At 62.1% G+C, this 24,875-nt stretch carries 31 protein-coding genes and 1 tRNA gene; 15 read left to right on the forward strand and 17 right to left on the reverse strand.

Features of this window, described 5'->3' with window-relative positions:
- Positions 1 to 37: 37 nt before the first annotated feature.
- Together purC and FZZ85_RS06775 are read right to left on the reverse strand one after the other, a co-directional pair.
- On the reverse strand, positions 38 to 790 hold the full coding sequence (gene purC / locus FZZ85_RS06770; protein WP_226413473.1) for a phosphoribosylaminoimidazolesuccinocarboxamide synthase: 753 nt from the start codon (positions 788 to 790) through the stop codon (positions 38 to 40).
- On the reverse strand, positions 787 to 1,695 hold the full coding sequence (locus tag FZZ85_RS06775) for a hypothetical protein (protein WP_226413475.1): 909 nt from the start codon (positions 1,693 to 1,695) through the stop codon (positions 787 to 789). The genes purC and FZZ85_RS06775 overlap by 4 nt, the downstream gene beginning before the upstream one ends.
- Before the next feature lie 58 nt (positions 1,696 to 1,753).
- On the opposite strand from FZZ85_RS06775, the gene purD reads away from it, so the two are divergent.
- Both purD and FZZ85_RS06785 read left to right on the forward strand, forming a co-directional pair.
- Entirely contained in the window at positions 1,754 to 3,061 is a 1,308-nt protein-coding gene (gene purD / locus FZZ85_RS06780) for a phosphoribosylamine--glycine ligase (RefSeq protein WP_226413477.1), read from the forward strand.
- Complete coding sequence (locus tag FZZ85_RS06785; RefSeq protein WP_226413478.1) at positions 3,058 to 5,124, forward strand: ATP-binding protein; 2,067 nt, start codon at positions 3,058 to 3,060, stop codon at positions 5,122 to 5,124. Before purD ends, FZZ85_RS06785 begins: the two co-directional genes overlap by 4 nt.
- Before the next feature lies 1 nt (position 5,125).
- Here the strand turns inward: FZZ85_RS06785 and kaiC are convergent, their stop codons facing one another.
- From kaiC to FZZ85_RS06800, 3 genes are all read right to left on the reverse strand, one after another.
- Positions 5,126 to 6,664, reverse strand: coding sequence for a circadian clock protein KaiC (gene kaiC / locus FZZ85_RS06790; protein ID WP_226413480.1), 1,539 nt, complete (start codon positions 6,662 to 6,664; stop codon positions 5,126 to 5,128).
- A 65-nt stretch (positions 6,665 to 6,729) separates the two neighbouring features.
- Positions 6,730 to 7,095, reverse strand: coding sequence for a circadian clock protein KaiB (kaiB, locus tag FZZ85_RS06795; RefSeq protein ID WP_226413482.1), 366 nt, complete (start codon positions 7,093 to 7,095; stop codon positions 6,730 to 6,732).
- Positions 7,092 to 7,976: a circadian clock protein KaiA gene (locus FZZ85_RS06800; protein ID WP_226413484.1), complete on the reverse strand. Its 885-nt coding sequence runs from the start codon at positions 7,974 to 7,976 to the stop codon at positions 7,092 to 7,094. The genes kaiB and FZZ85_RS06800 overlap by 4 nt, the downstream gene beginning before the upstream one ends.
- Positions 7,977 to 8,108: 132 nt before the next feature.
- On the opposite strand from FZZ85_RS06800, the gene rplU reads away from it, so the two are divergent.
- On the forward strand, positions 8,109 to 8,474 hold the full coding sequence (gene rplU / locus FZZ85_RS06805) for a 50S ribosomal protein L21 (RefSeq protein WP_226413486.1): 366 nt from the start codon (positions 8,109 to 8,111) through the stop codon (positions 8,472 to 8,474).
- Between the two features lie 45 nt (positions 8,475 to 8,519).
- Complete coding sequence (gene rpmA, locus FZZ85_RS06810; RefSeq protein ID WP_114989469.1) at positions 8,520 to 8,786, forward strand: 50S ribosomal protein L27; 267 nt, start codon at positions 8,520 to 8,522, stop codon at positions 8,784 to 8,786.
- Between the two features lie 82 nt (positions 8,787 to 8,868).
- Here the strand turns inward: rpmA and FZZ85_RS06815 are convergent, their stop codons facing one another.
- Positions 8,869 to 9,621 carry a bifunctional 2-polyprenyl-6-hydroxyphenol methylase/3-demethylubiquinol 3-O-methyltransferase UbiG gene (locus FZZ85_RS06815; protein WP_226413488.1) on the reverse strand — a complete coding sequence of 251 codons (753 nt, stop codon included), beginning with the start codon at positions 9,619 to 9,621 and terminating at the stop codon, positions 8,869 to 8,871.
- Positions 9,622 to 9,662: 41 nt separating this feature from the next.
- Between FZZ85_RS06815 and truB the strand changes: the two genes are divergently transcribed.
- From truB to FZZ85_RS06830, 3 genes are all read left to right on the forward strand, one after another.
- On the forward strand, positions 9,663 to 10,571 hold the full coding sequence (gene truB, locus FZZ85_RS06820) for a tRNA pseudouridine(55) synthase TruB (protein WP_226413490.1): 909 nt from the start codon (positions 9,663 to 9,665) through the stop codon (positions 10,569 to 10,571).
- 53 nt (positions 10,572 to 10,624) lie between these two features.
- A complete protein-coding gene (locus FZZ85_RS06825; protein WP_226413492.1) occupies positions 10,625 to 11,368 on the forward strand; it encodes a YebC/PmpR family DNA-binding transcriptional regulator in 744 nt (247 codons plus the stop codon).
- Positions 11,369 to 11,472: 104 nt separating this feature from the next.
- Positions 11,473 to 11,643 carry a Nif11 family protein gene (locus FZZ85_RS06830; protein WP_186513834.1) on the forward strand — a complete coding sequence of 57 codons (171 nt, stop codon included), beginning with the start codon at positions 11,473 to 11,475 and terminating at the stop codon, positions 11,641 to 11,643.
- 29 nt (positions 11,644 to 11,672) lie between these two features.
- Here FZZ85_RS06830 and FZZ85_RS06835 read toward each other — a convergent pair whose 3' ends face one another.
- The 3 genes from FZZ85_RS06835 to FZZ85_RS06845 are packed head-to-tail and all read right to left on the reverse strand — an operon-like array spanning position 11,673 to position 14,170.
- Positions 11,673 to 11,936, reverse strand: a complete 264-nt coding sequence (locus tag FZZ85_RS06835) for a hypothetical protein (RefSeq protein WP_226413494.1) — start codon at positions 11,934 to 11,936, stop codon at positions 11,673 to 11,675.
- 19 nt (positions 11,937 to 11,955) lie between these two features.
- The gene (locus FZZ85_RS06840; RefSeq protein WP_226413496.1) at positions 11,956 to 12,723 is read right to left on the reverse strand and encodes a glucosamine-6-phosphate deaminase; all 768 of its coding nucleotides are present in this window, start codon (positions 12,721 to 12,723) and stop codon (positions 11,956 to 11,958) included.
- On the reverse strand, positions 12,683 to 14,170 hold the full coding sequence (locus FZZ85_RS06845) for a SpoIID/LytB domain-containing protein (RefSeq protein ID WP_226413498.1): 1,488 nt from the start codon (positions 14,168 to 14,170) through the stop codon (positions 12,683 to 12,685). The genes FZZ85_RS06840 and FZZ85_RS06845 overlap by 41 nt, the downstream gene beginning before the upstream one ends.
- Before the next feature lie 5 nt (positions 14,171 to 14,175).
- On the opposite strand from FZZ85_RS06845, the gene rnz reads away from it, so the two are divergent.
- Entirely contained in the window at positions 14,176 to 15,135 is a 960-nt protein-coding gene (gene rnz / locus FZZ85_RS06850) for a ribonuclease Z (RefSeq protein WP_226413500.1), read from the forward strand.
- Positions 15,136 to 15,208: 73 nt separating this feature from the next.
- Complete coding sequence (gene psbV / locus FZZ85_RS06855; RefSeq protein ID WP_222929014.1) at positions 15,209 to 15,721, forward strand: photosystem II cytochrome c-550; 513 nt, start codon at positions 15,209 to 15,211, stop codon at positions 15,719 to 15,721.
- Between the two features lie 53 nt (positions 15,722 to 15,774).
- Here the strand turns inward: psbV and FZZ85_RS06860 are convergent, their stop codons facing one another.
- The 4 genes from FZZ85_RS06860 to serA all read right to left on the reverse strand — a co-directional run bounded on the left by FZZ85_RS06860 (position 15,775) and on the right by serA (position 19,188).
- Positions 15,775 to 16,161 carry a hypothetical protein gene (locus FZZ85_RS06860; RefSeq protein WP_226413502.1) on the reverse strand — a complete coding sequence of 129 codons (387 nt, stop codon included), beginning with the start codon at positions 16,159 to 16,161 and terminating at the stop codon, positions 15,775 to 15,777.
- A gap of 99 nt (positions 16,162 to 16,260) precedes the next feature.
- Complete coding sequence (locus FZZ85_RS06865; RefSeq protein ID WP_006043345.1) at positions 16,261 to 16,560, reverse strand: ferredoxin; 300 nt, start codon at positions 16,558 to 16,560, stop codon at positions 16,261 to 16,263.
- Positions 16,561 to 16,708: 148 nt separating this feature from the next.
- Entirely contained in the window at positions 16,709 to 17,602 is an 894-nt protein-coding gene (gene prmA, locus FZZ85_RS06870) for a 50S ribosomal protein L11 methyltransferase (RefSeq protein ID WP_226413504.1), read from the reverse strand.
- Positions 17,602 to 19,188, reverse strand: coding sequence for a phosphoglycerate dehydrogenase (serA, locus tag FZZ85_RS06875; protein WP_226413506.1), 1,587 nt, complete (start codon positions 19,186 to 19,188; stop codon positions 17,602 to 17,604). Before serA ends, prmA begins: the two co-directional genes overlap by 1 nt.
- 106 nt (positions 19,189 to 19,294) lie before the next feature.
- Between serA and FZZ85_RS06880 the strand changes: the two genes are divergently transcribed.
- The 6 genes from FZZ85_RS06880 (at position 19,295) to FZZ85_RS06905 (ending at position 23,390) form a co-directional block, all read left to right on the forward strand.
- Positions 19,295 to 19,795 carry a hypothetical protein gene (locus tag FZZ85_RS06880; protein WP_226413508.1) on the forward strand — a complete coding sequence of 167 codons (501 nt, stop codon included), beginning with the start codon at positions 19,295 to 19,297 and terminating at the stop codon, positions 19,793 to 19,795.
- Positions 19,795 to 20,571, forward strand: a complete 777-nt coding sequence (locus FZZ85_RS06885) for a photosystem II S4 domain protein (RefSeq protein WP_226413510.1) — start codon at positions 19,795 to 19,797, stop codon at positions 20,569 to 20,571. The genes FZZ85_RS06880 and FZZ85_RS06885 overlap by 1 nt, the downstream gene beginning before the upstream one ends.
- Positions 20,572 to 20,646: 75 nt before the next feature.
- A tRNA-Val gene (locus tag FZZ85_RS06890) sits at positions 20,647 to 20,718 on the forward strand.
- 42 nt (positions 20,719 to 20,760) lie between these two features.
- Positions 20,761 to 22,146 (forward strand): UDP-N-acetylmuramoyl-L-alanine--D-glutamate ligase, encoded by a 1,386-nt coding sequence (murD, locus tag FZZ85_RS06895; protein WP_226413512.1) that lies wholly within the window; start codon positions 20,761 to 20,763, stop codon positions 22,144 to 22,146.
- 85 nt (positions 22,147 to 22,231) lie between these two features.
- On the forward strand, positions 22,232 to 22,678 hold the full coding sequence (locus FZZ85_RS06900) for an EVE domain-containing protein (RefSeq protein WP_226413514.1): 447 nt from the start codon (positions 22,232 to 22,234) through the stop codon (positions 22,676 to 22,678).
- Positions 22,662 to 23,390, forward strand: a complete 729-nt coding sequence (locus FZZ85_RS06905) for a hypothetical protein (protein WP_226413516.1) — start codon at positions 22,662 to 22,664, stop codon at positions 23,388 to 23,390. The genes FZZ85_RS06900 and FZZ85_RS06905 overlap by 17 nt, the downstream gene beginning before the upstream one ends.
- On the opposite strand, the gene FZZ85_RS06910 is transcribed toward FZZ85_RS06905, so the two are convergent.
- From FZZ85_RS06910 to FZZ85_RS06925, 4 genes are all read right to left on the reverse strand, one after another.
- Positions 23,342 to 23,587, reverse strand: a complete 246-nt coding sequence (locus tag FZZ85_RS06910) for a DUF2811 domain-containing protein (protein ID WP_226401887.1) — start codon at positions 23,585 to 23,587, stop codon at positions 23,342 to 23,344. The two genes, FZZ85_RS06905 and FZZ85_RS06910, sit on opposite strands and share 49 nt — an antisense overlap.
- Positions 23,588 to 23,900: 313 nt before the next feature.
- Positions 23,901 to 24,272: a DUF1818 family protein gene (locus FZZ85_RS06915; RefSeq protein ID WP_226413518.1), complete on the reverse strand. Its 372-nt coding sequence runs from the start codon at positions 24,270 to 24,272 to the stop codon at positions 23,901 to 23,903.
- Between the two features lie 10 nt (positions 24,273 to 24,282).
- A complete protein-coding gene (locus FZZ85_RS06920; RefSeq protein ID WP_186570564.1) occupies positions 24,283 to 24,510 on the reverse strand; it encodes a DNA-directed RNA polymerase subunit omega in 228 nt (75 codons plus the stop codon).
- Between the two features lie 42 nt (positions 24,511 to 24,552).
- Entirely contained in the window at positions 24,553 to 24,837 is a 285-nt protein-coding gene (locus FZZ85_RS06925) for a hypothetical protein (RefSeq protein WP_226401891.1), read from the reverse strand.
- Positions 24,838 to 24,875: the final 38 nt, after the last annotated feature.

Genomic DNA, 24,875 nt, shown 5'->3' on the forward strand with positions numbered 1-24,875 from the left:
GCAGGCTGGGCCGAAGCCACAAAAACGTGCGCTGACCTTACAGGCAGTTGCTGGGCTTGGGGCTGCTGCCTTGGACCCGTTTAAGGACCTCCCCGTAGGCCTCCATCACCCCGCCGAGATCCTTGCGGAAGCGGTCTTTATCCAAAATCCGGTCCTCAACGTTGCTACTGCGGCGATCCCAGAGCCTGCAGGTGTCAGGGCTGATCTCATCGGCGAGCAGGAGCGTTCCATCCGATGCAAGCCCCAACTCCAGCTTGAAATCCACAAGTTGCAGATCAAGTCCCTCAAAGAACGGCAACAGCACCGCATTCACCCGGCGGGCCAGTTGTTCAATCGCTGACAGTCGCGCAGGGTTGGCCACCCCCAGCAGCTGCACGCGCGCCTCAGTCAGCAGTGGATCGCCAAGAGAATCGTCTTTGTAATAAAGATCCAGCAAGGCGGGTTCGATGGCTGTGCCCTCCGCGATCGGCGTCTGACGACACAGCGATCCGGTGGCGGTGTTCCTGAGAACCACCTCTAGGGGAATGATTTCTACCCGACGCACCAACATCCAGGTCTCCCCGGCAAGACCGCAGTAATGGGTAGTCACCCCCTCACGCTCAAGCAGCTCGAACAACCGCGCTGAGATCTGGCAGTTCAGCCGACCTTTGTCGTCCAGCTGGGCTTTCTTCTGGGCATTGAAGGCGGTGGCGTCGTTCTTGAACTCCACCAGCACCCGGTCAGGATCCGTGCTGGCGAAGACCCGCTTGGCCTTGCCTTCGTAGAGCAGCTCTCCGTGATCGGGCGTCATGGCGACGGTGCAACGGCTGACGGTCTTACATCAGCATGGCCCCCGGGATCCCGAGGTGAACGCAGCAGCGGATCGGGCTCGGCTTCAGGATTCAGTTGCTGAAGCGCATAGCGGTCATTCAGAACAGTGGCGAGCCGCTGCATCCGCTGCCGCGGCCTCTCGCCATCGCCCCCAGCTGCCACCTGCAGTTGGAGCTGTTGATGGAGCAGGTCCATGGCCAGTCCCCAGGCCTCCGCTACCGCCGCTTGATCCAAAGCGGTTTCCAGCAGTTGATCAGCCTGCTCGAAGTGATCCGCATCGAGCCATTGCGCCGCTCGCGCCAGTCGTTTCGCCCCCTGCAGGCCCTTCAGGTCCCCTAGAAGCTGCACCTCCACAGCCACAGCGTTACGGCCCAAGGCCGCTTCATGCAAAGCCAACTGATCCAGCCCATTTCCCTGATCCGGCAACAGCTGATCAGGGAATAGAGGCGCGTCCAGGGCACTCAGGTTGCCATCCACCAAACGGCGCAGCGCCAAAGCCGCCTGGCGGTGATCCAGAGCAGCGGCGGCAGCCCGCCAGCGCAACACCAACCATTGCCTCCGTTCATTGCCAGCCCGGGGGTTGTAGCGGTTGAGCACCACCGCCGAGGCTTCGGGGGCACCGCAGCTCATCAGGGCTTCGGCATTCGCCAGCACCAGCTCCAACGAATCGATGACCGGATGCAGCGCCAAAAGCCGATCACGCAAGGCCTGGCGACGGCCATCGGAGTTGGCGATGCGGGGATCGAGACAGGCCTGCTCCGTCTCGGCCACATCCATAGAGGCAAGCGCGGTCTGAAAGGGTTCCTCGCGCATCACCTGCGGATCAGGGGCTGCCGTGACAGCACCCAGAAGAGTGAGGGCGAAGGGGAAAAGGGAGGTCCCCATGACTGGCTGCGGTCTACAAAGGAAAACCTACGAGGCCCAAACCGTTCCTCCCGCAACCATGGCCATGTCGTCCACCCGTCCCAACACGCTGCCCATCCTCCAACGTGCCCTCGTCGTCGGTGGCGGCGGCAGGGAACAGGCCCTGGCTTGGGCCCTTGGCCGTTGTCCTGGCCTGGACACGGTTTGGATCACCCCTGGCAACGGTGGCGCTGAAGGCAGCACCCTGGCGGTGGGCGAAACCGATAGCGCTGGGTTGATTGCGCTTTGCCAGCAGAACGCCGTCGACCTGGTGGTTGTGGGTCCGGAAGCTCCTCTGGCCGCTGGCGTCGCCGATGCCCTGCGTGATGCGGGCTTTGCCGTGTTCGGCCCTGGAGCGGAGGGTGCCAAATTGGAGGCGAGCAAAGCTTGGGCCAAGCAGCTGATGCAAGAGGCGGGGGTCCCCACGGCTGGCCACTGGGCGGTGGCCAGCGAAGCCGAAGCGCTGGCGGTGCTGCAAGAGGTACAACGTCCTCTGGTGGTCAAGGCCGATGGCTTGGCCGCCGGCAAGGGCGTCACGGTGGCAGACACCGTGGAGGAATCGGAAACCGCCATCCGTGAAGCCTTCGAGGGGCGTTTCGGTGCTGCAGGCTCCCAGCTGGTGCTGGAGGAGCGCATGGAGGGTCCTGAAGTGTCGGTGTTCGCCCTCTGCGATGGGGAGCAGATGGTGCTGTTACCACCGGCGCAGGACCACAAAAGGCTTAACGACGGCGATCGCGGTCCCAACACCGGCGGCATGGGCGCCTATGCCCCCGCCCCACTTCTGGATGCCGAAGGCCTGGAGGAAGTGCGCCGCATCGTGCTCGAGCCCACCCTCATGGCCCTGCGCCAACGCGGTATCGACTACCGCGGCGTGATCTATGCCGGTCTCATGATCACGGCCGATGGGCCCCAGGTGATCGAGTTCAACTGTCGCTTCGGGGATCCCGAATGCCAGACGTTGATGCCTCTGCTAGGCCCTGAGATCGGCGCCGTGCTGCAGGCCTGTGCTCTGGGCCGCCTCGATCTGGCCCCGCAACTGAGCATCACCGAACGCTGCAGTGCCTGCGTTGTGGCAGCCGCCGAGGGCTACCCGGAGGCTCCCCGCAAGGGCGATGCGATTCGCATCGCCCTTGCCCCCAGCTCAGACCATCAGCTGTTTCATGCCGGCACCCGCCGCGACAGCTCCGGCGAACTGCTCACCGCAGGGGGCCGGGTGCTGGCCATCGTCGCCCAGGGCGATGACTTCGATACCGCCTTTGCCGGGGCCTACAACTGCCTCAATCAGCTGGATTACGCAGGGATCACTTACCGTCGGGATATCGGCCACCAGGTGCGCTCGGGCGGATGAGCAGCGGCAGCGGAGCAGCAATTGCTGATTGGGCGCTTCCCCCCAATGGCAAGCCGCCTGGAGAGGACCAGAACCTTTGGGACCGCATCACCGCCTGGTGGGCGGAATTTACCCTCCAGACCAAGCTGCTGGCGATTGCCACTCTGGTGGTGAGCCTGATGATGACGGGCATCACTTTCTTCGCGTTGAACGGAATTCAGCGTGATGCAGTGATGAACGACACGCGCTATGCCCGGGATCTCGGCTTGCTGCTGGCCGGCAACGTCACTGAACTGGTGGCACAGGGGCAGGACCGTGAGCTGGCCAACGTCGCCGAAAAGTTCTGGCGTTCCAGCCGCAGCGTCCGCTACATCTTCTTCGCAGATCCCGAAGGCGTCGTTTATTTGGGGATCCCTATCAGCGCTACCCCCAGCAGTGGCGATGGGGAGCTTCGTCTCAACCGACGGCTGGAACTGCCCGATGAGCTACGCCGACGCCCCCAGAACCCCCTGGTGCGGCAACACCTGACGCCCCAGGGGGCCGTCACCGATGTGTTCGTCCCCCTGATCCGTGGGGGGCAGTACTACGGCGTTCTCGGCCTCGGGGTGAACCCGAATGAGACCGCCCTTGCCAGCGCAGCCCTCACCCGGGAGGTGACCGTGGCTGTATTCATCTCAATCTGGGTGTTGGTGATCCTGGGCGCGGTGTTCAACGCCCTCACCATCACCCGACCGGTGAAGGAGCTGCTGAGGGGGGTGCGATCCGTAGCCTCCGGCAACTTCGGTGCCCGGGTTGACCTGCCGGTGGGCGGGGAATTGGGGGAATTGCTCACCGGCTTCAACGCCATGGCCTCCCAGCTCGAGGCCTATGACGAGGCCAACATCGAGGAGCTAACCGCCGCCCAGGTAAAGCAGCAGTCGTTGATCGCCACCATGGCCGATGGCGCCATGCTGCTGGATGCCGATGGCCGCATCGTGTTGGCCAATCCAACGGCGCGGCGTCTATTCCGCTGGGAAGGGCGCAGTCTTGAAGGCCAGGAGCTGGTGGGGGAACTGCCGGAACTGTTGGCGATCGAGCTGCACAGCCCCCTCGACGCTCTGCTCGGTGGCAGCTCAGATAGTGAAGACCTTCGCTGCAGCGTGGGAGAACCAGCCCGCACACTGCGCATTGTTCTGCAGGCCGTGCGTGATGCCAGTGGTGAAACCCTCAAAGGCATCGCCGTCACCATCCAGGACCTCACTCGCGAGGTGGAGCTGAATGCAGCCCAGAGCCGTTTCATTAGCAACGTCTCCCATGAACTGCGCACGCCGCTGTTCAACATCAAGAGCTACGTCGAAACCCTGCACGACCTCGGCGACCAGCTCAGCCCCGATGAGCAGAAAGAATTTCTTGGGGTGGCCAACGATGAAACTGATCGGCTCACCCGGCTGGTGAACGATGTGCTGGATCTCTCCAGGCTTGAGTCGGGTCGAACCCTGCAATTCGAACCGATCAGCATGCGACCAGCGATGGAGCAGACCCTGCGCACTTACCGGCTGAATGCGCAGGATCGCCAGGTGGAACTGGTTCTCGATGTTCCCGAAGATCTGCCTGACGTGTTGGGCAACTGGGACCTGCTGCTCCAGGTGCTCGACAACCTGATGGGCAATGCTCTGAAGTTCAGCCGACCCGGTGGACCCCTGGCACTGCGGGCCTATCCCTGGCCCGACACCTGTTCGGTGGAGGGAACCGCGATCACCGGAAGTGACGGACCCACCTGCGCCCTCACCTCACCGCTACCCAAGCTGAGGGTGGAGATCGCCGACACAGGCTGCGGCATCAGTAGTTCCGATCAGGAACGTATCTTCGATCGTTTCTTCCGAGTGGAAAATGCCGTTCACACGGAAGTGGGCACCGGACTGGGGCTCTCGATCGTGAGGGGCATCCTCGAAAAGCACGGTGCTCAAGTGCAAATGGTGAGCGAGCCCGAGATCGGCACCACCTTCTGGTTTGAGCTTCCGCTGGCAGAAGCCGACAAAGATGAGCTGCAACTGCAAGCGGAACGGCGCAGCAGCAATGCCATCGCCGAGACCGTCGAGCTCTAGGTCAGTCCTCGGTGGAAACACCGCGGGCAATTCGCGACAACTCACTGCGCTCATCGGTGGTCACCCGATGGGGAACACCGGAAATGATCCGCTCAAAGTTGGAGAACGAATCTTTGATCTGAGGACCATTGCCCGTGATCACAAATTCGCGGATGCCCTTGTCGTGCCAGGAGCCACGCATCTTGAACACGTTCAAGGCGCGGGCCATCTCACCGCGGATCTCCACGTACTGCAGCAGAAGGATCGTGTCGGTGATCGTGGAGATGTGGGAGTCGGTGATGGAGTGGCTGCCCATGAACTCCTCGGAGGTGTTCGTGAAGAAACCAGCGATTTCCTCTTGCTTGGCGTAACCGGTCACCCCGATCACGAACTGACGGAAGGCGTTGTGGCTCACACCACGAGCCAGGGCGGAGAGGGAATCGATCGCCATCCGCGACGGCTTGAATTGGCTGATCTCCGTCTTAATGATCTGCAGGTGATCTTCAAGGCCCGTTGATTCGGGGTAAGCGCAGATGATCTTGAGCAGACCATCCTGCTCCATCTGCTCGAAGTCGATGCCCCAGCTGGTGCCGTTGCGCAGCAGCTGGGCGCGCGATTCCTCATAGGCAAACAGGATCGCGCGTTCATTGTTGCGGCAAGCGTCTTCGATGAATTTGGAGACGAGCATCGTCTTGCCCGTTCCTGTGGCTCCGGTGGCGAGGATGATCGAATCCTTGAAGAAACCACCGCCACACATGTCGTCCAGACGGGGCACACCGGAGCTAACCCGCACGTTGGACGACCGCTGGGTGAGGCGCATGGCCCCCAGCGGGAAGATGCTGATGCCGTGGGTCCCCATGGTGAAAGGGAACTCACCCTTCATGTGGGTGGTGCCCCGCAGCTTGAGGATTTCGACAGTGCGCCGACGCCGCTCTCCCTCGAGCACGTTGCGCAGGATCACCACGTTGTCGGAAACAAATTCTTCAACGCCGTAGCGTGCAATCGGGCCGTACTCGTCGATGCGCTCGGTCGTCATCACCGTGGTGACGCCAATTTCCTTGAGCCGCGCGATCAACCGAAAGATCTCACGACGTACGACGAAAACAGCGTCGTACTGCTGGAACACCGCCGTAATCGAGTCAATCGCGACACGCTTGGCCTTGTACTTGCGGATGGCGTAGTTAATCCGCTCGATCAGACCCGAGAGATCAAAACTTCCCGCCACATCCTGGCCGTCGGGATCTGGCGAGGCATCAAGGATGAAAAGCTTGTCCTGCTCGACCATCTCCTGCAGGTTCCAGCCAAAACTGGCGGCGTTGCGCAGGATGTCGAGGGGCGATTCCTCGAAGGTGACGAAGATGCCAGGTTCGTCAAAATCCTTGATGCCGTTGTGGAGGAAATGCAGCGAAAAAACTGTCTTGCCGGTGCCGGATGTGCCGCTGATCAGCGTGCTGCGGCCGATCGGCAGGCCGCCCTGGCATACATCATCAAAGCCCTCGATCCCTGTCGGGAGCTTTTGAACCTGCATCTGAGGCTGACCGCTGGTCGGGGGGAACTGCATGGCAACCACCTATGACTTGACCGTAGTGAGCAGGACACAAACCATGCGTGAGAGCACCATGTCGCTTAAGGATCCGACGTGATCATCGTGTCGGTCTCCTCATCGACAGCGTCGATAACACTCGAAGTAAGCGACGAGTCGGACAGCTCGTCGTAGAGCAGATCGAGACCGATCAGAACCCGCTCCCGATCCGAGAGATCGCCGATGATGCGCCGCACCGGCGGAGGAAGAATCTTGGACAGGGTCGGCGTAGCCAGGATCTTGTCCTCCTCCGCCAGTTGCGGGTTCTTCAACACGTCAATCACCTTGAGGGCATAAACGCCCCGGAATTCGGTCTCAAGGATGTTGCGCAGCGTTTTCAACGCCCGCATCGAGTTGGGCGTGTTGCCCGCCACATAAAGCTTGAGGATGTAGGTCTTGCGGGGACTCATGACGACTCCTCCGAGGCATCGAGCTGATCCGTCGGACGACGTACACGGCTGGAGGCCGTACCCGACAGGGGGAGGTCCGGCGGAATGGAGCGCCGGTACATCTCACACAAATGCGCCATCACGTCGAGAAGCGCAAGGCGGTAATCCTGAAGAAAGTCATGTTTGTGGCCTTCCAAACTCAGTTGTTTCCAAAATTCATCGATCAGATCCACGTGGATCTCAACGGTGCGGGTAATCGGCAGATCACTGAAAAAAGCGGTGTTCACAAAGCTTTCCAAGGCCTGATTGGCCGCGGCCGGATCGCTGAAATAACTCGCCAGCAGGTCCCGATAGGTGCGTTGGAGCGACAGCAGCAGGTCCCCGCGTTCCTCGGGGGGCAAGCTGCCCAGGAAGCGGGATGGATCTCGCTTGTAAAAAACCCCTAGATAGCCAAGTCGCTCCTGCAGACGATCGGAGAGGTTGCTGACGGCACGGGCAGAAGAGCTGCTGTCGTCCTGGCGTCCATCGGCACGACCCTGGCGCAGAAAACGTGAAATGGCCGCATCAACGTTGTATCCCAGCTGGGCCAGCTGGTCGTCGGGCAGATGCAACTCCTCGGGGTGGTACTCCACCTGCCCCTTCAGATCTCCCACGATCACGGCGGGGAAGAGAAGACCCGCCGCCAATAATTGCTCCTTGGCCTCAGCATCGAGCAGGCTCTGTTCGAGCACCACAGCATCAAAATCGTCCTGCCTGGGGCCGAGAACGGCCGCCAGGGTCTCCCCAGGATCGACAGTCAGAACAACAGACTCGTAACGGTTGGCCGGCAGCCATGGGCGGCAGGTCTCGACCAAAGCTGGGCTGGCCAGCACGAGAGCAACAGTGAGGGCCGGCCTGGCCATCTGTACATCCGCAACGTCGAAGCATCTGAATCTTGACGATGGGGCGCGTCAGAGACGAAGATCTTTGTTTGTCTTTCGATTGCGGGTCAGGCCTGAATCGGTTCGCCGAGCCTGAACGCGTCTTTTCACCTTATGGCCGACACCAAACCAGCCGCGGAACAGAGCGGGACCTACGCCATCGTTGAGGCGTCAGGCACCCAGATCTGGCTGCAGCCCAACCGCTATTACGACATCGATCGGCTTCAAGCCGAGGTGGACGAAACCATCAAGCTTGAGAACGTTCTCCTGGTAAAGGACGGCAAGGGCACCACCCTCGGCCAGCCCTATGTCAAAGACGCCACCGTGTCGCTCAAGGTGATGGCCCATCGCCGCGGTCCCAAGGTGATCGTTTACAAGATGCGCCCCAAAAAGAAAACCCGCCGCAAGAATGGTCACCGGCAGGAACTCACCCGGGTGATGGTTGAGTCCATCTCCGTGGGCGGCAAGGCCATCAGCTGACCTCCACCACCCGCTCCATCAACCGCCCCACCAGCATCTCTTCTCATGGCTCATAAAAAAGGCACAGGCTCAACCCGTAACGGCCGCGACTCGAACGCCAAACGCCTGGGCGTTAAGGCCTACGGCGGCGAAACCGTCACCGCCGGATCCATCCTGATTCGCCAGCGCGGCACCTCCGTTCTGCCCGGCGTCAATGTCGGCAAAGGCAAGGACGACACCCTTTTTGCTCTGACCGATGGGATCGTGAAGTTCGAATCAATACGCCGCGGCCTGCGCAACCGCAAGCGCATCAACATCACCGCAGCGGTTTGAGTTTTAAAACCAGCATCAATGCAAAGCCCCTATGCCTGTTGGCTTGGGGCTTTTTTATTGCCCCCCTTTTGTCGCCCCAGCCTTAGGAACGCCGGTACAGCCGGGCGGTGATCAACAGGGGGTGAAACACCTCAAGGAACTGGACCTGCAGGGTGCGGAAGAACCCATCCACCAGGGCCGGATCATCGAAATGGAAGGGATACTCTCCTTGATGCCCTTTGAAGAAGTACCAGTTCAGGAGGGCGGTGGCCCCGGGGGCCATGCGCTGGTGAAACTCCAACAACTGCGCCGAGGGATCCGGCAGATGTTCCAGTACATCGAGGCAGACCACCGAATCGAAACGCACATCGCCCGTGCTGCTCAGGTCACGATGCACCGAAAGCTTGTCCGCCAGACCCAGGCTTTCCGCCCGTTGCCGGACAAAGGCCTGGTTGTGAGGATTGAGATCAACAAACCAGACGTGATCGACCTCCGGTAGCGCCGCTGCCGAGATGGCATGGGTGCCGATGCCACCGCCGAAATCCAGCACCTGGCCCTGCACCGCCATGCCCTGAAGCCGCAGCGTGTCCGCGATGTAGTCCGCACTAGAGAGATGCCAGGCCGCCAGCTCCAGCAGGTGCCCGGTGCCCACCTTGTCCTCATAGAAGGCGGTGGCGTCCTCCGGCCGGAACGCACCGGGGTGCAAGTCCGCCAGGTCGTCAGTGCTGCTGGGCAGACGCTTCTCGAGCTGTTCCAGCGTCAGGTCGAGATAACGGCTGAGGTGTTGCTTAATTCCCAAACCGTCCGCCAAGAAAGCGGAGACGTCCACATCCGTGCTGCTGCGGAGCTGGGGCATGGATGGGCTTCAGGGCGCGGCCAACCTACGCAGCCGCCGGAATGCAACAGTCAGGGCATCCCGCTCCAGCTCCGGTGAACGGCCCCTTCGGCTTCGTAGTGATCGACAAGCCCGCAGGCCTCACCTCCCATGCCTGCGTCAACCGCCTGCGCCGCAGCTACGGCCTCAAGCGCGTGGGCCATGGCGGCACTCTCGACCCTGCCGTCACCGGTGTTCTCCCCATCGCCCTGGGGCCGGCCACCCGATTACTGCCCTACCTCCCCGGGGACAAGACATACACCGGTGTAATTCAATTGGGCAGGCGCACCACCAGTGACGACCTGGAAGGGGAGCTGCTGGAGCAGCAGGCCTGGCCTTCCCTCAACAAGGCCGAGCTCAACAACAGCCTGGACGCGTTCCGTGGCGCGATTGAGCAGCGTCCGCCGCAGGTCTCCGCCGTCCATGTGGATGGCGAACGGGCCCATGCCAGGGCCCGGCGCGGTGAAGCCATGGACCTGCCGCCGCGGGCCGTCACCGTGCACAGGCTGGAGTTGTTGCACTGGGATGCGGCCCAGGGGCAGTTGAGCCTCGAGGTGCACTGCACCGCTGGCACCTACATCCGCTCGATCGCCCGGGATCTGGGGGCCAGCATCGGCTGTGGAGGCTGTCTGGCCTCGCTGCGCCGAACCCAGGCCCTCGGGTTCCATGCGCACCAGGCCCATCCGCTGCCGGAACTAGACGCTACGCCACCCCATCCACTGTCCCCGCTTCTAGCCCTGGGGGCCCTGCCCCGGCGTGATCTAAGCGAAGCCGAACAGATCGACTGGCGCTTCGGCCGTCGCATCGCGATGGATCCCGGTGCTGGGGAGGCGGTGGTGGTGTGCAACGCGGATGGAAGCATGGCCGGCATCGGCCACCGCGATAGCGAAGGTCTGTTGCGACCCAAGGTGGTGTTTGATGCAGCAGGCTGAAACCACCGGGTCGGTCAGTACTCTCCGAGCGCATCCCGCCCTGCCCTGACGCGATGGCTGGCCACAGCAAATGGTCCCAGATCAAACGTACCAAGGCCGTCGTCGACGCCAAACGAGGTGCGGTGTTCACGCGGCTGGGGCGGGAAATCATGGTGGCAGCCCGTGCCGGAGCCGATCCCGCAGGGAATTTTCAATTGCGGACAGCCATCAGCAAAGCCCGCGCCGCTGGAGTTCCCGCCGCCAACATCGAGCGCGCCATCGCCAAGGGTTCAGGTCAGGCGGGTGATGGAGCTCAACTGGAGGAGGTGCGCTACGAGGGCTATGGCCCCGGCGGAATGGCGGTGCTGGTGGAGGCGCTCACCGACAACCGCAACCGCACCGCGGCAGATCTACGACTGGCCTTCAGCAAGAACGGAGGAAATCTGGGAGAAAACGGCTGCGTGGCCTATCTGTTTGAGCGCCGCAGCGAAGTGATCCTCAACGCCGACCCCGAAGACGAGGAACGGCTGCTGGAAAGCCTCCTTGAGCTGGACGCCGATGGCTTCGAGCTCTTGGACAGTGCTGTGATGGTGCATGGTCCGTTCGAGGCCTTGGAGAGCCTTCAGGACGGCTTGCGATGTGCTGACTGGAATGTGCGGGAGTGGGGGCATCACTGGTCCGCCCAGACCAACGTTTCGGTGAGTGATCCCGACACCGCCCGCAGCTGCCTCAAGCTGCTTGATGCACTCGATGAGCTCGACGATGTGCGCAGCGTCAGCGCCAATCTTGATCTAGCCGAAGGGATAGACCTCGACTGAGCCTCCTTAAAGTTTGTCGTTAGCAAATCCGCACCAAAGCTTGTGCCATTGAGCTCAGAGCGATGCCAGCGCTAGGCCGATGTCATCCCTTCTGGAGGATCGCCATGTCCATGAAACAGCTGGAGACGTTCATGTCGCGGGTGCAGAGCAACGACTCCCTACGCGATGAGGTGCAGCGATGCGGCAAGGACAACTCCTGCGTGGTCAAGGTCGGCGCCAAACACGGCCACAAGTTCTCCCCATCACACCTGAGCCGCTGGCAAAAGGAACACTGAAGACCCGCCACAACCGGCGGCGGGAGTCCTTAGGGGGTCCCAGCCGCCGCCTCCCCCGTTCCATCTGGTTGCTGACGAATCAGCCGCGCCAGCATCTCCAACGCGGCGTTCTCCGATTCCGAGGCTCGGGTTGCCATCCAGGCACTGGCTGCCTTCTGCTGGGCCAGCTGCTGCACCAAAGCCAGGGCCATCTCGCGCAGCTGCTCCAGGTCCTGACAGTCCTGAATGAAGCGCGTCCAGCGTTCCGCCTCAAAACTCTGCTCAAGGCGCCGTTCCACGGGGTCGATGCTCATCGCCGCTGCTCTCGGCTGTTCAAGCTAAAGCCGCTGCATCGCACCAGAGCCAGACATTGGGGTGAGTTAGCAGCCAGCTGGCGGGCAGCGCAGGATCCGGCTCGCTTAAAGCCAGCAGCCGCTTGAGAATGCCGGCCTTGGCAGCGCCGGTCACCACAAGATGAATCTCAGCGGCCTCGAGGATCTCCCACAGGCCCAGGGTGATGGCCCGCTGGGGAACAGCCTCAACACAACCATCGAAGAGCACCGCGTTCTGCTGCCGGGTAGCAGAGGTCAGCTCCACCTCATGGCAGTGCTGATCGGGAGGGCAAGGCGGCTCGTTGAAACCCACATGTCCATTGCTGCCAAGCCCCAGAAGCTGCAGGCCGATGCCCCCGCAACAGTTGAGCTGCTCGCCGTAATGCCGCGCAGCAGCCGCTCCGTCAGCGGCAGTGCTGTCGGGAAGATGCACCGCTGAGGCGGGCAAGCCCAACGGTGCAGCGAGGTGGTGCGTCATGTATGCCCGGTAGCCCCGGGGATCTTCCGCCGAGAGTCCGAGGTATTCGTCCAGGTTGAAACTGCACCATCGGCCGCGCAGGGCCTCCAGCTCATCGGCAGACCACGACAGCAGCCGTTCGACCAGGGTGCGATACAGCGGCTCCATCGTGCGTCCGGTAGCCAGACCCAACGGCTTCAGGGAATCCAGCCCCTGCCAACTGCGCAAATGTCGCTCCAGATGGGCTGCCAGCACAGCGCAGAGATCCGTATCACTGGAATGGCGTTGCAGATGACAGGGAAACCGTGCCAAAGGGCGAAATCGGCATGTCTCTCCAGAGTGGCTTTGTTGGGGGCTTCAGCGCCAGCGATGGGTCGTGGTGCGGCCGGTAGGGAATGACCTCAGCCCCGCGGTAGTAGTGCTGAAGAATCGAGCGGAAGTCAGCACCCTGCTCCGCCAGGCCGTGGGCTCCCCACTGACTCATGCCAACGCCATGGCCATAGCCCTGGCCCTTCACCAACAGCTGAAGGCCGCCAGCGGACCAACGACGCACCGACGTCTTACTGACCAGCAACGGCGGAGGGGCCGCCAAAAGAGGCGGTCGTCCTCCCCGCTGGCGGGCCACCGATGCCGTGATCCGATCGATTCGGGGGCCCCCACGGGCAGTTGCTTTCACCCGCCGCACCGGAGGCACCACAGGGGGGCGCTGCCTCCCCGTCACCATCTCAAAGTTCACCAGAGTGCTTTTGAGACCCAACCGCTTGCGCAGCTCGCCGCCGCTGAGCACTAGCGATCCGCCAGGCCCGCGCACGCGGGCCTGGCGGACGCGACCGCTGCCGGAACGACTCAGCACCTCAACAGCCTGGAGCCCACCGGTTTCGGGCAGCCGCTGACGTAGCCCAGCCGGATCAAACAATTGTTCCCAGCGGTGCACAGGGCTGTGCTGGTCGTGGTCGGGGACGCTGACAAGATAGGGAAACTGACGGCGCCAGACCATGCCGCTCGCCTCGGTCACCCCGCCAGAACTGCTGTGAAAGACAGCATCGATCAGGCGACCACCGTGCACGAGCACCAGCGAACGGGTGCTCGCTACCGCCTTGCGGGTACTCGGGGTTTCCGACTCCACGCCGCGGTACATCTGACTCGCCACCGTGGCCTTTACATCCCAGGCACCACCCCGGCTGCGTTGTTTCAGGGCATATGTGCGGGCCGCCACCGCCTGAGCCTGCAGGGCGGCCAGGGGCCAGCGGTGGGGCATTTCGCTACCGACAACACTGTCTAAATAGGTCTCGACGCCCAGGCTGTTGACCACCCGCAAATTCCCGCCTCGGCCGCTGATGCGCAGCACACCGCGGTAGCGACGGGACCCCAGCCAGATGCCCCGTGGGTCGTCGTTTTGCACCGTAACCAGTGCGCTGGAGGCCAGCAGCATCGATCGGCCATCCACAGTGGCGCTCAGGCGGGTTCCTTGGAGGCTGAGCTGCAGCCGCTGCGGCCGTCGCTCACCGCCGGGGAGTCCCTGCACCCGCAGCGGCTGTGCTCCATCGGAGCGCAGGCTGACCTGGTTGTTCTCCAGCAGCAACACGCGCATCTGCGGCTCGCGGCCGCGGGCCAGCGCCATCGGCGATGGAGCGATCACAGCGACGAGCAAAAGCCCGACGGCAACGGAGGCGCGACGCACGCTGGAGATCAAAGGGCGACCCAGTGTGCCGCCTGTTCCTGGGTTCAGCCAGATGGCAGCATGAGCCCTGAGGAGCACAGGCCTTGCAGGTCACTTTTCTCGGTACGAGTTCTGGGGTACCCACCAGGGCCCGCAACGTTTCAGCCGTGGCTCTGCGCTTGCCGCAGCGCTCGGAGATGTGGCTGTTCGACTGCGGCGAGGGCACCCAACATCAGTTTCTGCGCAGTGATCTGCGGCTGTCGCAGCTGCGCCGGGTGTTCATCACCCACATGCATGGCGACCATGTGTTCGGCCTGCCTGGACTCCTGGCCAGCCTCGGACTCGCCGGCAGCTGTCACGCAGGGGTGGATCTCTACGGGCCAGACCCGCTGGAGAGCTACCTCAACGGTGTGCTGCGCACCAGCTCCACCCGCATCGGCTATCCCCTCGCCGTCCACCGGGTCAGGGATGCAGCCGAGCAGGGCACGCTGCTGTTCGAGGACGACGACTTCACGGTGCGCTGCACCCCGCTCACCCACCGTGTGCCGGCCTACGCCTATCGCATCGAACAGAAGCCCCTGGCCGGTCGCTTCGACATTGAGAAAGCACGGGAACTGAACATCCCGCCCGGACCCGTCTACGCCCAGTTGAAGCGGGGTGAAACGGTGACCCTGGAGGACGGTCGCAGCATCGACGGCACCAGCCTCTGCGGAGAGGAACGGCCCGGTGCAAGCGTCGTCTATTGCACCGACACCGTGTTCTGCGAGGCAGCCGTGGAGCTTGCCCGCGGGGCGGACCTGCTGATCCATGAATCCACCTTTGCCCATGGAGAGGCGGAGATGGCATTCCAGAAACAGCACTCCACCAGCACCATGGCTGCCCAGACGGCCGCCGAAGCCGGTGTGGGGCAACTGGTGCTGACCCACCTCAGCCCGCGCTACGTGCCGGGCAACCCGGTAACGCCCCAAGACCTGTTGGGCGAGGCCAAGGCAATCTTCCCGAACACACTGCTGGCCAAGGACTTCCTCAGCATTGACGTCAAACCACGCTGCAACAGTTCGTGATCCGGCCACAGAGGGTCACTTCCCCGTGATACAAGAGCTTGGTGCGGTGAATGCGTCACACCCCCTTACCTTCATGGCCTCTGTGTTCTCTTCCTTGCGACGGTCCCTGAAGGGCCTTCTGGTCCTTATCCCGGTGCTTATCGGTTTGGCCGTTATCTCTCCGGCTCAGGCGGCCCAGTGGGATGCTGAGACCCTGACAGTTCCGGCAGACCCCTCCGGCACAGAGGTGACCTTCAGCGATCGCGAAATCGATGCTGGCCGCAAGGTGTTCAATACCAGCTGCGGCACCTGTCACGCCGGTGGCATCACCAAGACCAACCACAATGTGGGGTTGGATCCTGAGACCCTGGCTCTGGCCACCCCGGCCCGCGACAACGTTGAGGCCCTGGTCGATTACATGAAAGACCCCACCTCCTACGACGGTGAGTACAGCATTGCTGACCTGCACCCGAGCATGCGCGACGCTGAGCTCTACCCCGCCATGCGCGACCTCGATGATGAGGATCTTCGCCTGATGGCCGGCTACATCTTGGTGTCGCCCAAAGTCCAGGGCAGTGCCTGGGGTGGCGGCAAGATCTACTTCTGATCAGCTCCTACCGATCAATCCCAACCAACCAAAATTCTTTGTTCCCGGCGGCCTCAGTTCGTCGGGGCTTTTTTTTGCGGACTCATCTGCTCAGGGACCATGGAGTTGGGATGGCGGCTGTACCACCACTCCTGCAGATCCCGGCTAAAGCGAACGGAGAACAGGGTGAGCACCGTGGGCGTGGGTCGTCCGCCCGGTTGCAGCAGTTCCACCGCGTAGGAGGGGCAGCGCCGGGCCGCCAAATCAGGCACAAACCGCCGTCCGATCCGTCGCCAGCTCGGCTCTTTGCTACGCCAGGCCAGGCGACAGCAGGGCCAGGGCAGTTCTTCGCGATCAAACAACCGGCAACAGGGACCGATGACACGAAAGCTGTACTGACCGCCGGGGCTTGTGTGAATGCTGCTGGGCTCCAGAAGATCATCGACTTCGGGGCGGCTCACGGCAGGAGAGGACGAGGGACACGCATGGAAGACGACCAAGCCAAAAAAAACCACCCCCGAAAGGGTGGCTGAGGACACGTCCACTTGAAGGACAAAAGCTCAATAGAGCTCTTCTTCGGCGTGGGTCTTGATGGTGCAGTCGCTTGTGGGGTAGGCGACGCAGGTCAGCACGAAACCAGCTTCAATCTGGTCGTCGTCCAGAAAGCTCTGGTCGGACTGATCGACGGTGCCAGCGGTGATCTTGCCTGCGCAGGTGGAGCAAGCGCCAGCACGGCAGGAGTAGGGGAGGTCGATGCCCTGCTCTTCAGCAGCGTCGAGGATGTACTGGTCGTCGGGAACTTCGATGGTCTTGTTCAGACCTTCGCTCTCGGAGACCAGGGTGACCTTGTAGGAAGCCATGATTGATGAATGCGTACAGGGGTCCGGGAAAACGGTCCTGCAGAACGTCACATTTTTACTGCAAATAGGTGCTCAACCTGACGATTCCTGGCCCACAGGGGAGGAGGACCAATCGGAGACCCCACTCTGATAAGCCTGGCTTATGGAGCTAGGGTTGTCTGCGGCGGATCTCCAGCAGCCCCCAGCGGCCCTGTTCCGCTTCGGCGGTGACCATCCAGCCCAATCCCTCCAGGACCTGTTTCAGGCGCGGAGCCTGATCCACCAGGAGCCCGCTGAGTAGAGCGCGCCCATAGGGCTGAAGCAGCTCCTCGAAGCCCGGGGAAAGGGCTTCAATCACCGGAGCAAGGATGTTGCACAGGAGCAAATCAGCGCGGCGAGGGGCGAGCAGCTCACTCAGTGTCTCCACAGAACCAAGAGCCACCTGAAGCTCAGCCTCCGATCGGTCGTTGAGGCCGCGGTTGTCGGTCGTGGCACGCACCGCCAGTGAATCGGTGTCAGCGGCCACCACCACCTCCGCCCCCAATCCCAGCGCAGCAAGGCCCAGCACCCCGCTGCCGCACCCCAGATCGGCCACGAGCGACTCCACGGGAGGCGACTGCTCCAAAGCTTCCAGGCAGAGCCGGGTGGTGGGGTGACTTCCGGTGCCAAATGCACTGCCCGGGTCCATCTTGATTACCAACCGGTCGGCATGCTCCGGCGGAACCTCCAGCCAGGCCGGCAGTATCAACAGACCAGCACCGACAGGATCGGCCTGCCAGTGCTGCTTCCAGCTCAGGCTCCAATCCTCGTCGGCCACATCGTCCCAATGCCCATCGGGCAGGCTGAGGCCAAAGGGCTCCGCCAGCGGCTGCAGGCTGGCGATCAGCTCGCGCCGCTGCGGGTCCGGCCACTCCGGCTTGGGGAGCCAGACCAACAGCGTCTTGCGATCAGGCGTTTCCGGCGCATGCTGCACCGCATGGCGATGCAGCCCCAGATACGTCAGCTTCCACACCAGCGATTCCTCCAGCTCTAGAGGACACGGGAGTGTGAGACGCCACCACATCAGAGCGTGACCGGGTGTGCTTCCTGGATGCCCTCGATGGCCGTGATCGTCTGCAGCAGATCTACTGGGATCGGATCATCGATGCTCAGCACCATCACCGCATCGCCGCGCACGATCTTTCGGCCCACCTGCATGGAGGCGATGTTGACGTTGTGTTCGCCCAGCAAAGAGCCCAGATGACCAATGATGCCGGGCATGTCCCGGTGTCGGGTGAACAGCATGTGGCTACTGGGCGTCACATTGACCGGGAAGGCATCGATGCTGGTGATGCGCAGATCGCCATCGGCAAAGACAGCTCCGGTCACACTGCGGCTGCCCTGATCGCCGCGGGTGGTGATTTGAAGCGAGCCGCCGGCGAAGTCACGGCTGCTCTCATCTTTCACCTCCAGAACCTGAATGCCGCGGGCCTTCGCCTCCAAAGAGGCATTCACAAAGTTGATGCTGTCGCCGAGGCCAGCACTCAACAGCCCCTTCAGAGAGGCAATCACCAGAGGCTGGGAGGGATGGCTGGCGAATTCACCCTGCAAGCGCAGTTCCATCTCCTTCACATGACCGCCAGCCAGCTGACTGACCAACAGACCCACGGTCTCGGCGAGCTGGAGATGGGGCTTGAGCCGCTCCATGATCTCGGCGCTAAGGCCAGGAATGTTGACCGCACTGCGGGCCGGCAGACCCAGCAGCACGTCACGAATCTGCTCCGCCACATCGATCGCCACATTTTCCTGGGCCTCTTCCGTTGATGCCCCGAGGTGGGGCGTCAGCACCAGACCACGCTCCACCGCCCGCAGGGGGGAGTCTTCCGCCAGAGGCTCACTGGCATACACATCAAGACCGGCACCAGCGATGACACCGTTATCGATGGCTTCAGCGATCGCGGCCTCATCCACCACGCCGCCACGGGCGCAATTCACGATCCGCGCCGTGGGCTTCATCGTGCGCAACAGCTCCGCATTCACCAGGTTCTCGGTGTCCTTGGTGCGCGGGATATGCAGGGTGACGTAGTCGGCGGTGCGGAAAAGCTCATCAAGCTCCAGAAGCTTCACCTGCATCCGTTGGGCGCGATCAGTTGCGATGAATGGGTCATAGGCAATCACCTCCATGCCCATGGCCTGGGCGACACGGGCGACATGGGAACCGATCTTGCCGAGACCAACCACCCCCAGTGTCTTCTTGTAGAGCTCGTTGCCGACGTACTTCTTGCGATCCCACTTGCCGGCCCGCATGCCGCCGTGAGCCTGGGGAATGTGCCGCGAAAGGGTCAGCATCATGGCCAGAGCGTGCTCCGCTGCAGCGATGGTGTTGCCCTCCGGAGAGTTCACCACAAGCACGCCCCGCTGGGTTGCAGCAGGGACGTCAACGTTGTCGACGCCGACGCCCGCACGGCCAATAATCTTCAGCCGGCTCGCCGCCGCGATCACTGCTGCGGTCACCTGGGTGCCGGAACGGATCATCAATCCGTCGTACTCACCGATGATCCCGATCAGCTCCTCCTCCGAGAGGCCGGTGCGCTGATCCACCTGCGCCACTTGGCCAAGGAGGTCGATCCCGGCCTGATCGATCGGATCGGAGACAAGAACTTTCGTCATCGAAAGGCGCAGAACTGCCGCGGTGAACTGTAGAGATCGACACCCACCACCCCCCCCAGTTCGAAGCACAGGGTTCAGAATTCAGCGCATTGGATCTGAATGCCCCATGCCCGTCTGTGTGATGGTGATGGCCGACGCTCCCGCGGCGGAAGGCCTGACCCAGCGGCTCCGGGACACCGATCTGCCGTTGCTGAAGTGCCTGACGATCCCCCCGGAGGGGGATGCCATCGACAAGGTCGCACTGCTGAACCCAAACCTGACCCGCCAACAGCGGCAGCAGGGCATGGCCAGGTGGCTGATGCCGTTTGGCTTCCTCGCAGGGGTCACCTTCACCAAGATCACCACCCTCACCACCTTCGCCAGCTTTGGCCCCTGGGGTGAAACCCTGATCGGCGGCCTGCTGGGCATGGGCTCCGGCCTGATGGGGAGCTACGCCGCAGCCGCCAGCGTGGATTCAGACAACGATGCAGGCGTGCGGATCCTGCGGAACCGCCGCGACGAAGGACGCTGGTTAGTGCTGCTAGAAACCCCAAATGGGATCGAAGCCCCCTGGCAGGTGATTCAAAAGTCGAGGCCACAGCAAGTGGTTCGCCTCGACGACCTGTGATGCTCCCTCGGGAGGATCTGCTGGCAGGGGCCCAGAATCCGGACGGCTTAACGATGCTGCTCGATCTGGCGGAGCTGGTTCTGCGCACATGGCAACCGACCTGGAGTCCCTTCCTCAGCGCGCCATTGCGCGAAGAAGCCTTGACTCGACTGGGCAGCCTCAGTGAATTGGACTGGATTAGTAATGGCGGCTATCCAGGCGCAGAACGCAATCGCCTGCTGTGCCACCGTCGCGATGACAGCCCCGATTCAGAGCCCCCCGTTCAAGGCCTGCTGATCGAAGGTAATTTCCTCTTCGATCCCCTCTCACCTGACGACCTGCGCGAAGCGTTGCAGGCCATGGGGGTCGAAGCAGACAGCATCGGCGATCTCTGGGTGCGGGGCGATCGCGGCGGGCAAGGGATCTGTACCCCCAGCGCTGCCGAAGCCCTGCATGGCCGCCTGGGTGCCGTGCGCGAGGTGGAGATTCGCTGCGAATCCCGTCCTTTGGAGCAGTTGCAGCACCCTGTGCAACGCAGCATTCGCACCCTGAAAACGGTGGAGGCCTCCTGTCGCCTGGATGCAATTGCATCAGCAGGATTCGGCCTGTCCCGAGCCAAAATAGTGACCCACGTCAAAGCTGGGCGACTACGGCTCAATTGGGGCAACGTGCGTCAAGCCAGCCGCGAACTCGTGGTTGGCGACCGACTGCAGCTGCAGGATCGAGGCTCTGTGGAGGTGCTCTCGCTCACCCACACCAAACGGGAGCGCTGGCGCGTTGAACTGCGCCGCAGTTGAGTTGAGCCCCCCCGTCGGCTGCTACTGTTCAGCCTCGGTCGGTGAAATCACGAGATTTCAACTTGACCGGTGGTAGGGCGATTAGCTCAGGGGTAGAGCACTACATTGACATTGTAGGAGTCACTGGTTCAAATCCAGTATCGCCCACTTTCCCAGTTGGGACTGCGTTCTCGGAACTCATACCTTGCGATGACACGCACGATTGTCGTTGGCATGGCTCGCTCAGGTTTAGGGGCTGCTCGTCTGCTCAGGCAGCAAAATCGCGACGTTGTTATTTTCGAACGGGGCGATAACGAAACCCTCCAACACACGTCCAAAACACTCAACGACGAGGGCATTCAGGTGGTCCTGGGACAGCCCCTAAACCTGGATAGCTTTAACGCCTGGCGAGACAACCTGGATGCTGTGGTGATCGGCCCTGGAATTCCCTGGGATCACCCAACCCTGATCCAACTGCGATCCGAAGGTGTCCAGGTGCGTGGCGAGATGGATCTGGCCTGGGATGCCCTTCAGAAGATCCCCTGGATCGGCATCACAGGAACCAACGGCAAAACCACGGTCACGCATCTGCTCAGCCACGTGTTGGAGGCCTCAGGCCTAAGGGCACCGATGGGGGGAAACATGGGCCTGTCCGCGGCTGAACTGGCCTACCAGATCGGCTCAGGGGCCGCTCCCCGGCCGGATTGGCTCGTCATGGAACTGAGCAGCTACCAGATTGAGGCAGCGCCCGCTGTGGCACCCAAAATCGGTATCTGGACCACGCTGACCCCAGACCATCTCGAGCGCCACGGCAGCCTGGAGGCCTATCGGGCCATCAAACGTGGGCTGCTCGAACGCTCGGAGTACGCCCTCTTTAATGCCGATGATCCAGACCTGCGCCAGCAACGCAGCAGCTGGGACTGTGGCACCTGGGTGAGCAGTGAGGGAGCTCGTCCGGATGGCCAGCCCGCAGACCTCTGGATTGATGAGGAGGGCATGGTGCGCAATAACGCCACCAGATTGTTTGCAGCTGATGCCCTGGCGATGCCAGGCCACCACAACCGCCAAAACCTTTTGCTGGTGACCGCTGCTGCCTTGGAGGTCGGCCTCTCCCCCCAGCAGATCGCCAACGCCTTACGCACGTTTCCGGGCGTGCCGCACCGCCTTGAACACCTTGGCACTTTGGCGGGAGCAAGCGTTTTCAACGACAGCAAAGCCACCAATTACGACGCAGCTGAAGTTGGCTTGCGGGCCGTGCAGGAGCCCGTCGTGGTGCTGGCCGGGGGGCAGACCAAACAGGGCGATGCCAGTGGATGGATGAAGCAGCTGCACTCCAAGGCCTGCTGCCTGATCCTGTTCGGTGCAGGGGCCAACGAGCTGGCCAGCCTCGCCAAAGCGGCTGGATACCCAGGAGAACTGCTGCAGTGCCTGAAGCTCGAAAACGCCGTCAGCCTGGCCGTAACGGCCGTGCAGCGGCATCAGGCCTCGTCGCTGCTGCTGTCACCGGCCTGCGCAAGCTTTGATCAATACCCGGACTTCGAGGCCAGAGGGGAGCACTTCCGCTCCCTGATCCAACCCCTGCTGAACGTCGCCTGAGACCAAACGATCGCAATTGAATGCGCCTGGGCCTGACAGGCCGATGATGGGGCGAGACAAGCCTTGAGACGTGGCCTACTGGTTGATGAAAAGCGAACCCGACGCGTACGGGATAGATGACCTGCGTCGCGAGGGCAACACACTTTGGGATGGCATTCGCAATTACCAGGCTCGCAATTTCATGCGGAGCATGGAGGCGGGCGACCGAGCGTTTTTTTACCACTCCAATTGCAAGCCGCCCGGGATCATCGGGCTGATGGAGGTGATGGAGACCAACCTGGTGGACCCAACCCAGTTTGATCCGACGGCGAAGTACTACGACCCCAAATCAACCCCTGAAAAACCACGCTGGGACTGCGCACGCCTGCGATTTCTCGGAGAATTCGACTCTCTGCTCAGCCTCGACCAGCTGCGGGAGCTCTACAGCGAAGAGCAGCTGCCCGTAATCAAACGCGGCAACAGGCTCTCGATCCTTCCAGTCCCCACCGCCACCGCCAACGACCTCCTTTCACGGCTTGGCCAGCTCCACTGAGATCCCACTGGTCACCCTGCTGCAAAGGGCCTGGATCGGCTTCAGCCGGGGGCCCTGGCGCTGTGTTGGCTTGGCGGCGCTGGTGTTGATCAGTGCCATTGGCCCTGCGGTGATCGGCCACGACCTGCGCCTGGCGGGATCGCCATGGCTGAGCCGATTAGGGGACCTATCAGTGTTGATCAGCCTGGTACTTCCGCTGCTGCCCCTCCTAGCCCTGCTTAAGCTGACGGATGGCCTGCTCCCCGATCGAGGCGACGAACGCCCCCAACAGAGTTGGAGACAGCTACTTCAGCATGCTTTCACCTTAGTCCTGCTCGAGCTGGTTCTCGTGCTGGGAGGCGTCGGATTGATTCAGTCGTTGAGCTGGATGCTGGGACGCTGGAGCACAGCTCTGGCAGGCCTCAGCGTGCTGCTGGGGGGATTGGTGCTGCTGAGCTGGCTGTTTAGCCAAACTCTGGCATTGCCCCTACTTGTCCACGAGCGCTGCCGAGCGCTTCAGGCGATGGACCACAGCCGCCAACTGGTACACCGCAACGGACTTAAGGTGCTGGCGCTGCTGGGGATGCTGCTCGGCCTCAATCTTCTGGGGCTGATCGGGGCCACCCTGGGGCTGCTGCTCAGCATCCCCTTCAGCTCCCTGGTGCTGATGGCATGCTGCCGGCCTCAGACCCCATTGGTCAGCGATTCCCGGCGGAACATGTTTCCGACGTAAACCCTGGTGATCTCACGGGATGCCTGGCCGTTCTGCACCAGAAAGCCGGCAAGCGCCGCCTGCACCAAACGGTATTGATCCCAGTTCGGGTGCCCCTCGATGAACTGGGTCATGGCCTGCTGAAGGGGCTGCGGCACTTCCGACTGGAAACTCACAACACTGGACTCAGCCGCGGCTTGCTCAAGGCCTTCCGGCATTTTTTCTCTTCGGAACGAACACTAGTTCTCCACACCACGGCTCCACCGTCAAGGACCACCCAAACGGGAGCATTCTCATCGGTCTCCAGATGAGAATTTAGCCAGGAAGCCACTCCTGCACTGGCTCAGCCGCCGCCCTAGGCGGATCCGCGCAGCCTGCCGCCAGCGTCAAGCGAAATCAACAACAACCAAGAGATTTCCACAGCACACCACCACAACGGCGCTCATGCTTCATGACCTGTGGAAAAGCTGTGCAGAGCAGCAGGGAAAGGTCGGGAGAAATCAGTGACTCAAAAACGATTAGCTGGATTAATCAATGCTGTGAGTCCCACAACGTTCTCAACGCCGCAACGACCGCCGCAGCCACTGCGACCGGCCATTCCCCCTCCGCAGCACGCCCCTCCAGTGGAGTTAGCAGAATCCGTAGCCCCCATTGGCTGCGATCACCGCTCAAGCACCCCCACCAGACGCCTCGTTCCAGCTCCAGCTCAATCGATTCCTCAAGCAACAGTTGGTCAACCAGAGACCTGTGCTGGTGCTCCAGGGTCACCACGAGATCCACCAGATCTCGCCACTCCGGTTCGGTTAACTCAAACGCCCAGCTTTCTCCTCCTACAAGAAAGCAATATTTGCCGCGGGAGGGATCACGCGACACCCGCCAACCGTCCCCCTCCTGCTGAATCACAGCCGGTTTATCAACCCGGCAGCAGATCGGGCTGATCTTGCTCGTCGCTCAATTCCACGATTGCTCGCTGCACCGGCTTGACGCTCGACTCTTCCAGCAGGCCATCAAAGTCGTCAAAGCGGCGCTGTTTGGCCCGGAAGGCAATCCGCACCGTCGTCAGATAACGGTTGCTTGATTGTCGAATCAAGCTTTCGCCACGCTTGGCGAGATCTGTGGAATCAACTCCGGCCGAAAGCACAGGCTTCTTTATCAAACAGCTTCAGATTAAGTCGTGGCCGTCTCAGGCCAGCTGATCGGTGTGAAAAGGCACGTGCATGGGGTAAGCACGCTGACGGGACCCTTGAACCCGCAAAACGATCTGACGTCCCATTCCCAAGGCCGCCAAGGGCAAGCGCAGATCAGCGACCAAACCACTCAATTCCTCGAGATGCGCATCGTCGATGCACTCAATGCGGATGCTGCCCCAGCTGCGTCGCATACGACAGCTCCGCAGCGGCTCCAGCCTGTCCTGCAGTTCAGGATCTTCCCGGTAGAAGGAAAAGATCAGCTGTTGCAATCGATCCATCGCCACCAGTCCCCCTAGTCTCATCCTGACTTCACCGT

This window comes from Synechococcus sp. MU1642 (genome assembly GCF_020514115.1).
Lineage (GTDB): Bacteria > Cyanobacteriota > Cyanobacteriia > PCC-6307 > Cyanobiaceae > Parasynechococcus.

Bases quoted from the DNA above. Each gene is read 5' to 3' on its own strand.
- FZZ85_RS06865 (WP_006043345.1), bottom strand. From the start codon at position 16,560: ATGGCTTCCTACAAGGTCACCCTGGTCTCCGAGAGCGAAGGTCTGAAC.
- serA (WP_226413506.1), bottom strand. From the start codon at position 19,188: ATGACGAAAGTTCTTGTCTCCGATCCGATCGATCAGGCCGGGATCGAC.
- rplU (WP_226413486.1), top strand. From the start codon at position 8,109: ATGGCCGACACCAAACCAGCCGCGGAACAGAGCGGGACCTACGCCATC.
- FZZ85_RS06775 (WP_226413475.1), bottom strand. From the start codon at position 1,695: ATGGGGACCTCCCTTTTCCCCTTCGCCCTCACTCTTCTGGGTGCTGTC.
- FZZ85_RS06835 (WP_226413494.1), bottom strand. From the start codon at position 11,936: ATGAGCATCGACCCCGTGGAACGGCGCCTTGAGCAGAGTTTTGAGGCG.
- FZZ85_RS06885 (WP_226413510.1), top strand. From the start codon at position 19,795: ATGCTCCCTCGGGAGGATCTGCTGGCAGGGGCCCAGAATCCGGACGGC.
- FZZ85_RS06880 (WP_226413508.1), top strand. From the start codon at position 19,295: ATGCCCGTCTGTGTGATGGTGATGGCCGACGCTCCCGCGGCGGAAGGC.
- kaiB (WP_226413482.1), bottom strand. From the start codon at position 7,095: ATGAGTCCCCGCAAGACCTACATCCTCAAGCTTTATGTGGCGGGCAAC.
- kaiC (WP_226413480.1), bottom strand. From the start codon at position 6,664: ATGCAGTTCCCCCCGACCAGCGGTCAGCCTCAGATGCAGGTTCAAAAG.
- FZZ85_RS06910 (WP_226401887.1), bottom strand. From the start codon at position 23,587: ATGCCGGAAGGCCTTGAGCAAGCCGCGGCTGAGTCCAGTGTTGTGAGT.
- FZZ85_RS06785 (WP_226413478.1), top strand. From the start codon at position 3,058: ATGAGCAGCGGCAGCGGAGCAGCAATTGCTGATTGGGCGCTTCCCCCC.
- FZZ85_RS06900 (WP_226413514.1), top strand. From the start codon at position 22,232: ATGAAAAGCGAACCCGACGCGTACGGGATAGATGACCTGCGTCGCGAG.
- FZZ85_RS06815 (WP_226413488.1), bottom strand. From the start codon at position 9,621: ATGCCCCAGCTCCGCAGCAGCACGGATGTGGACGTCTCCGCTTTCTTG.
- psbV (WP_222929014.1), top strand. From the start codon at position 15,209: ATGGCCTCTGTGTTCTCTTCCTTGCGACGGTCCCTGAAGGGCCTTCTG.
- FZZ85_RS06825 (WP_226413492.1), top strand. From the start codon at position 10,625: ATGGCTGGCCACAGCAAATGGTCCCAGATCAAACGTACCAAGGCCGTC.
- FZZ85_RS06830 (WP_186513834.1), top strand. From the start codon at position 11,473: ATGTCCATGAAACAGCTGGAGACGTTCATGTCGCGGGTGCAGAGCAAC.
- purC (WP_226413473.1), bottom strand. From the start codon at position 790: ATGACGCCCGATCACGGAGAGCTGCTCTACGAAGGCAAGGCCAAGCGG.
- purD (WP_226413477.1), top strand. From the start codon at position 1,754: ATGGCCATGTCGTCCACCCGTCCCAACACGCTGCCCATCCTCCAACGT.
- FZZ85_RS06925 (WP_226401891.1), bottom strand. From the start codon at position 24,837: ATGGATCGATTGCAACAGCTGATCTTTTCCTTCTACCGGGAAGATCCT.
- prmA (WP_226413504.1), bottom strand. From the start codon at position 17,602: ATGTGGTGGCGTCTCACACTCCCGTGTCCTCTAGAGCTGGAGGAATCG.
- FZZ85_RS06800 (WP_226413484.1), bottom strand. From the start codon at position 7,976: ATGGCCAGGCCGGCCCTCACTGTTGCTCTCGTGCTGGCCAGCCCAGCT.
- rpmA (WP_114989469.1), top strand. From the start codon at position 8,520: ATGGCTCATAAAAAAGGCACAGGCTCAACCCGTAACGGCCGCGACTCG.
- truB (WP_226413490.1), top strand. From the start codon at position 9,663: ATGCAACAGTCAGGGCATCCCGCTCCAGCTCCGGTGAACGGCCCCTTC.
- murD (WP_226413512.1), top strand. From the start codon at position 20,761: ATGACACGCACGATTGTCGTTGGCATGGCTCGCTCAGGTTTAGGGGCT.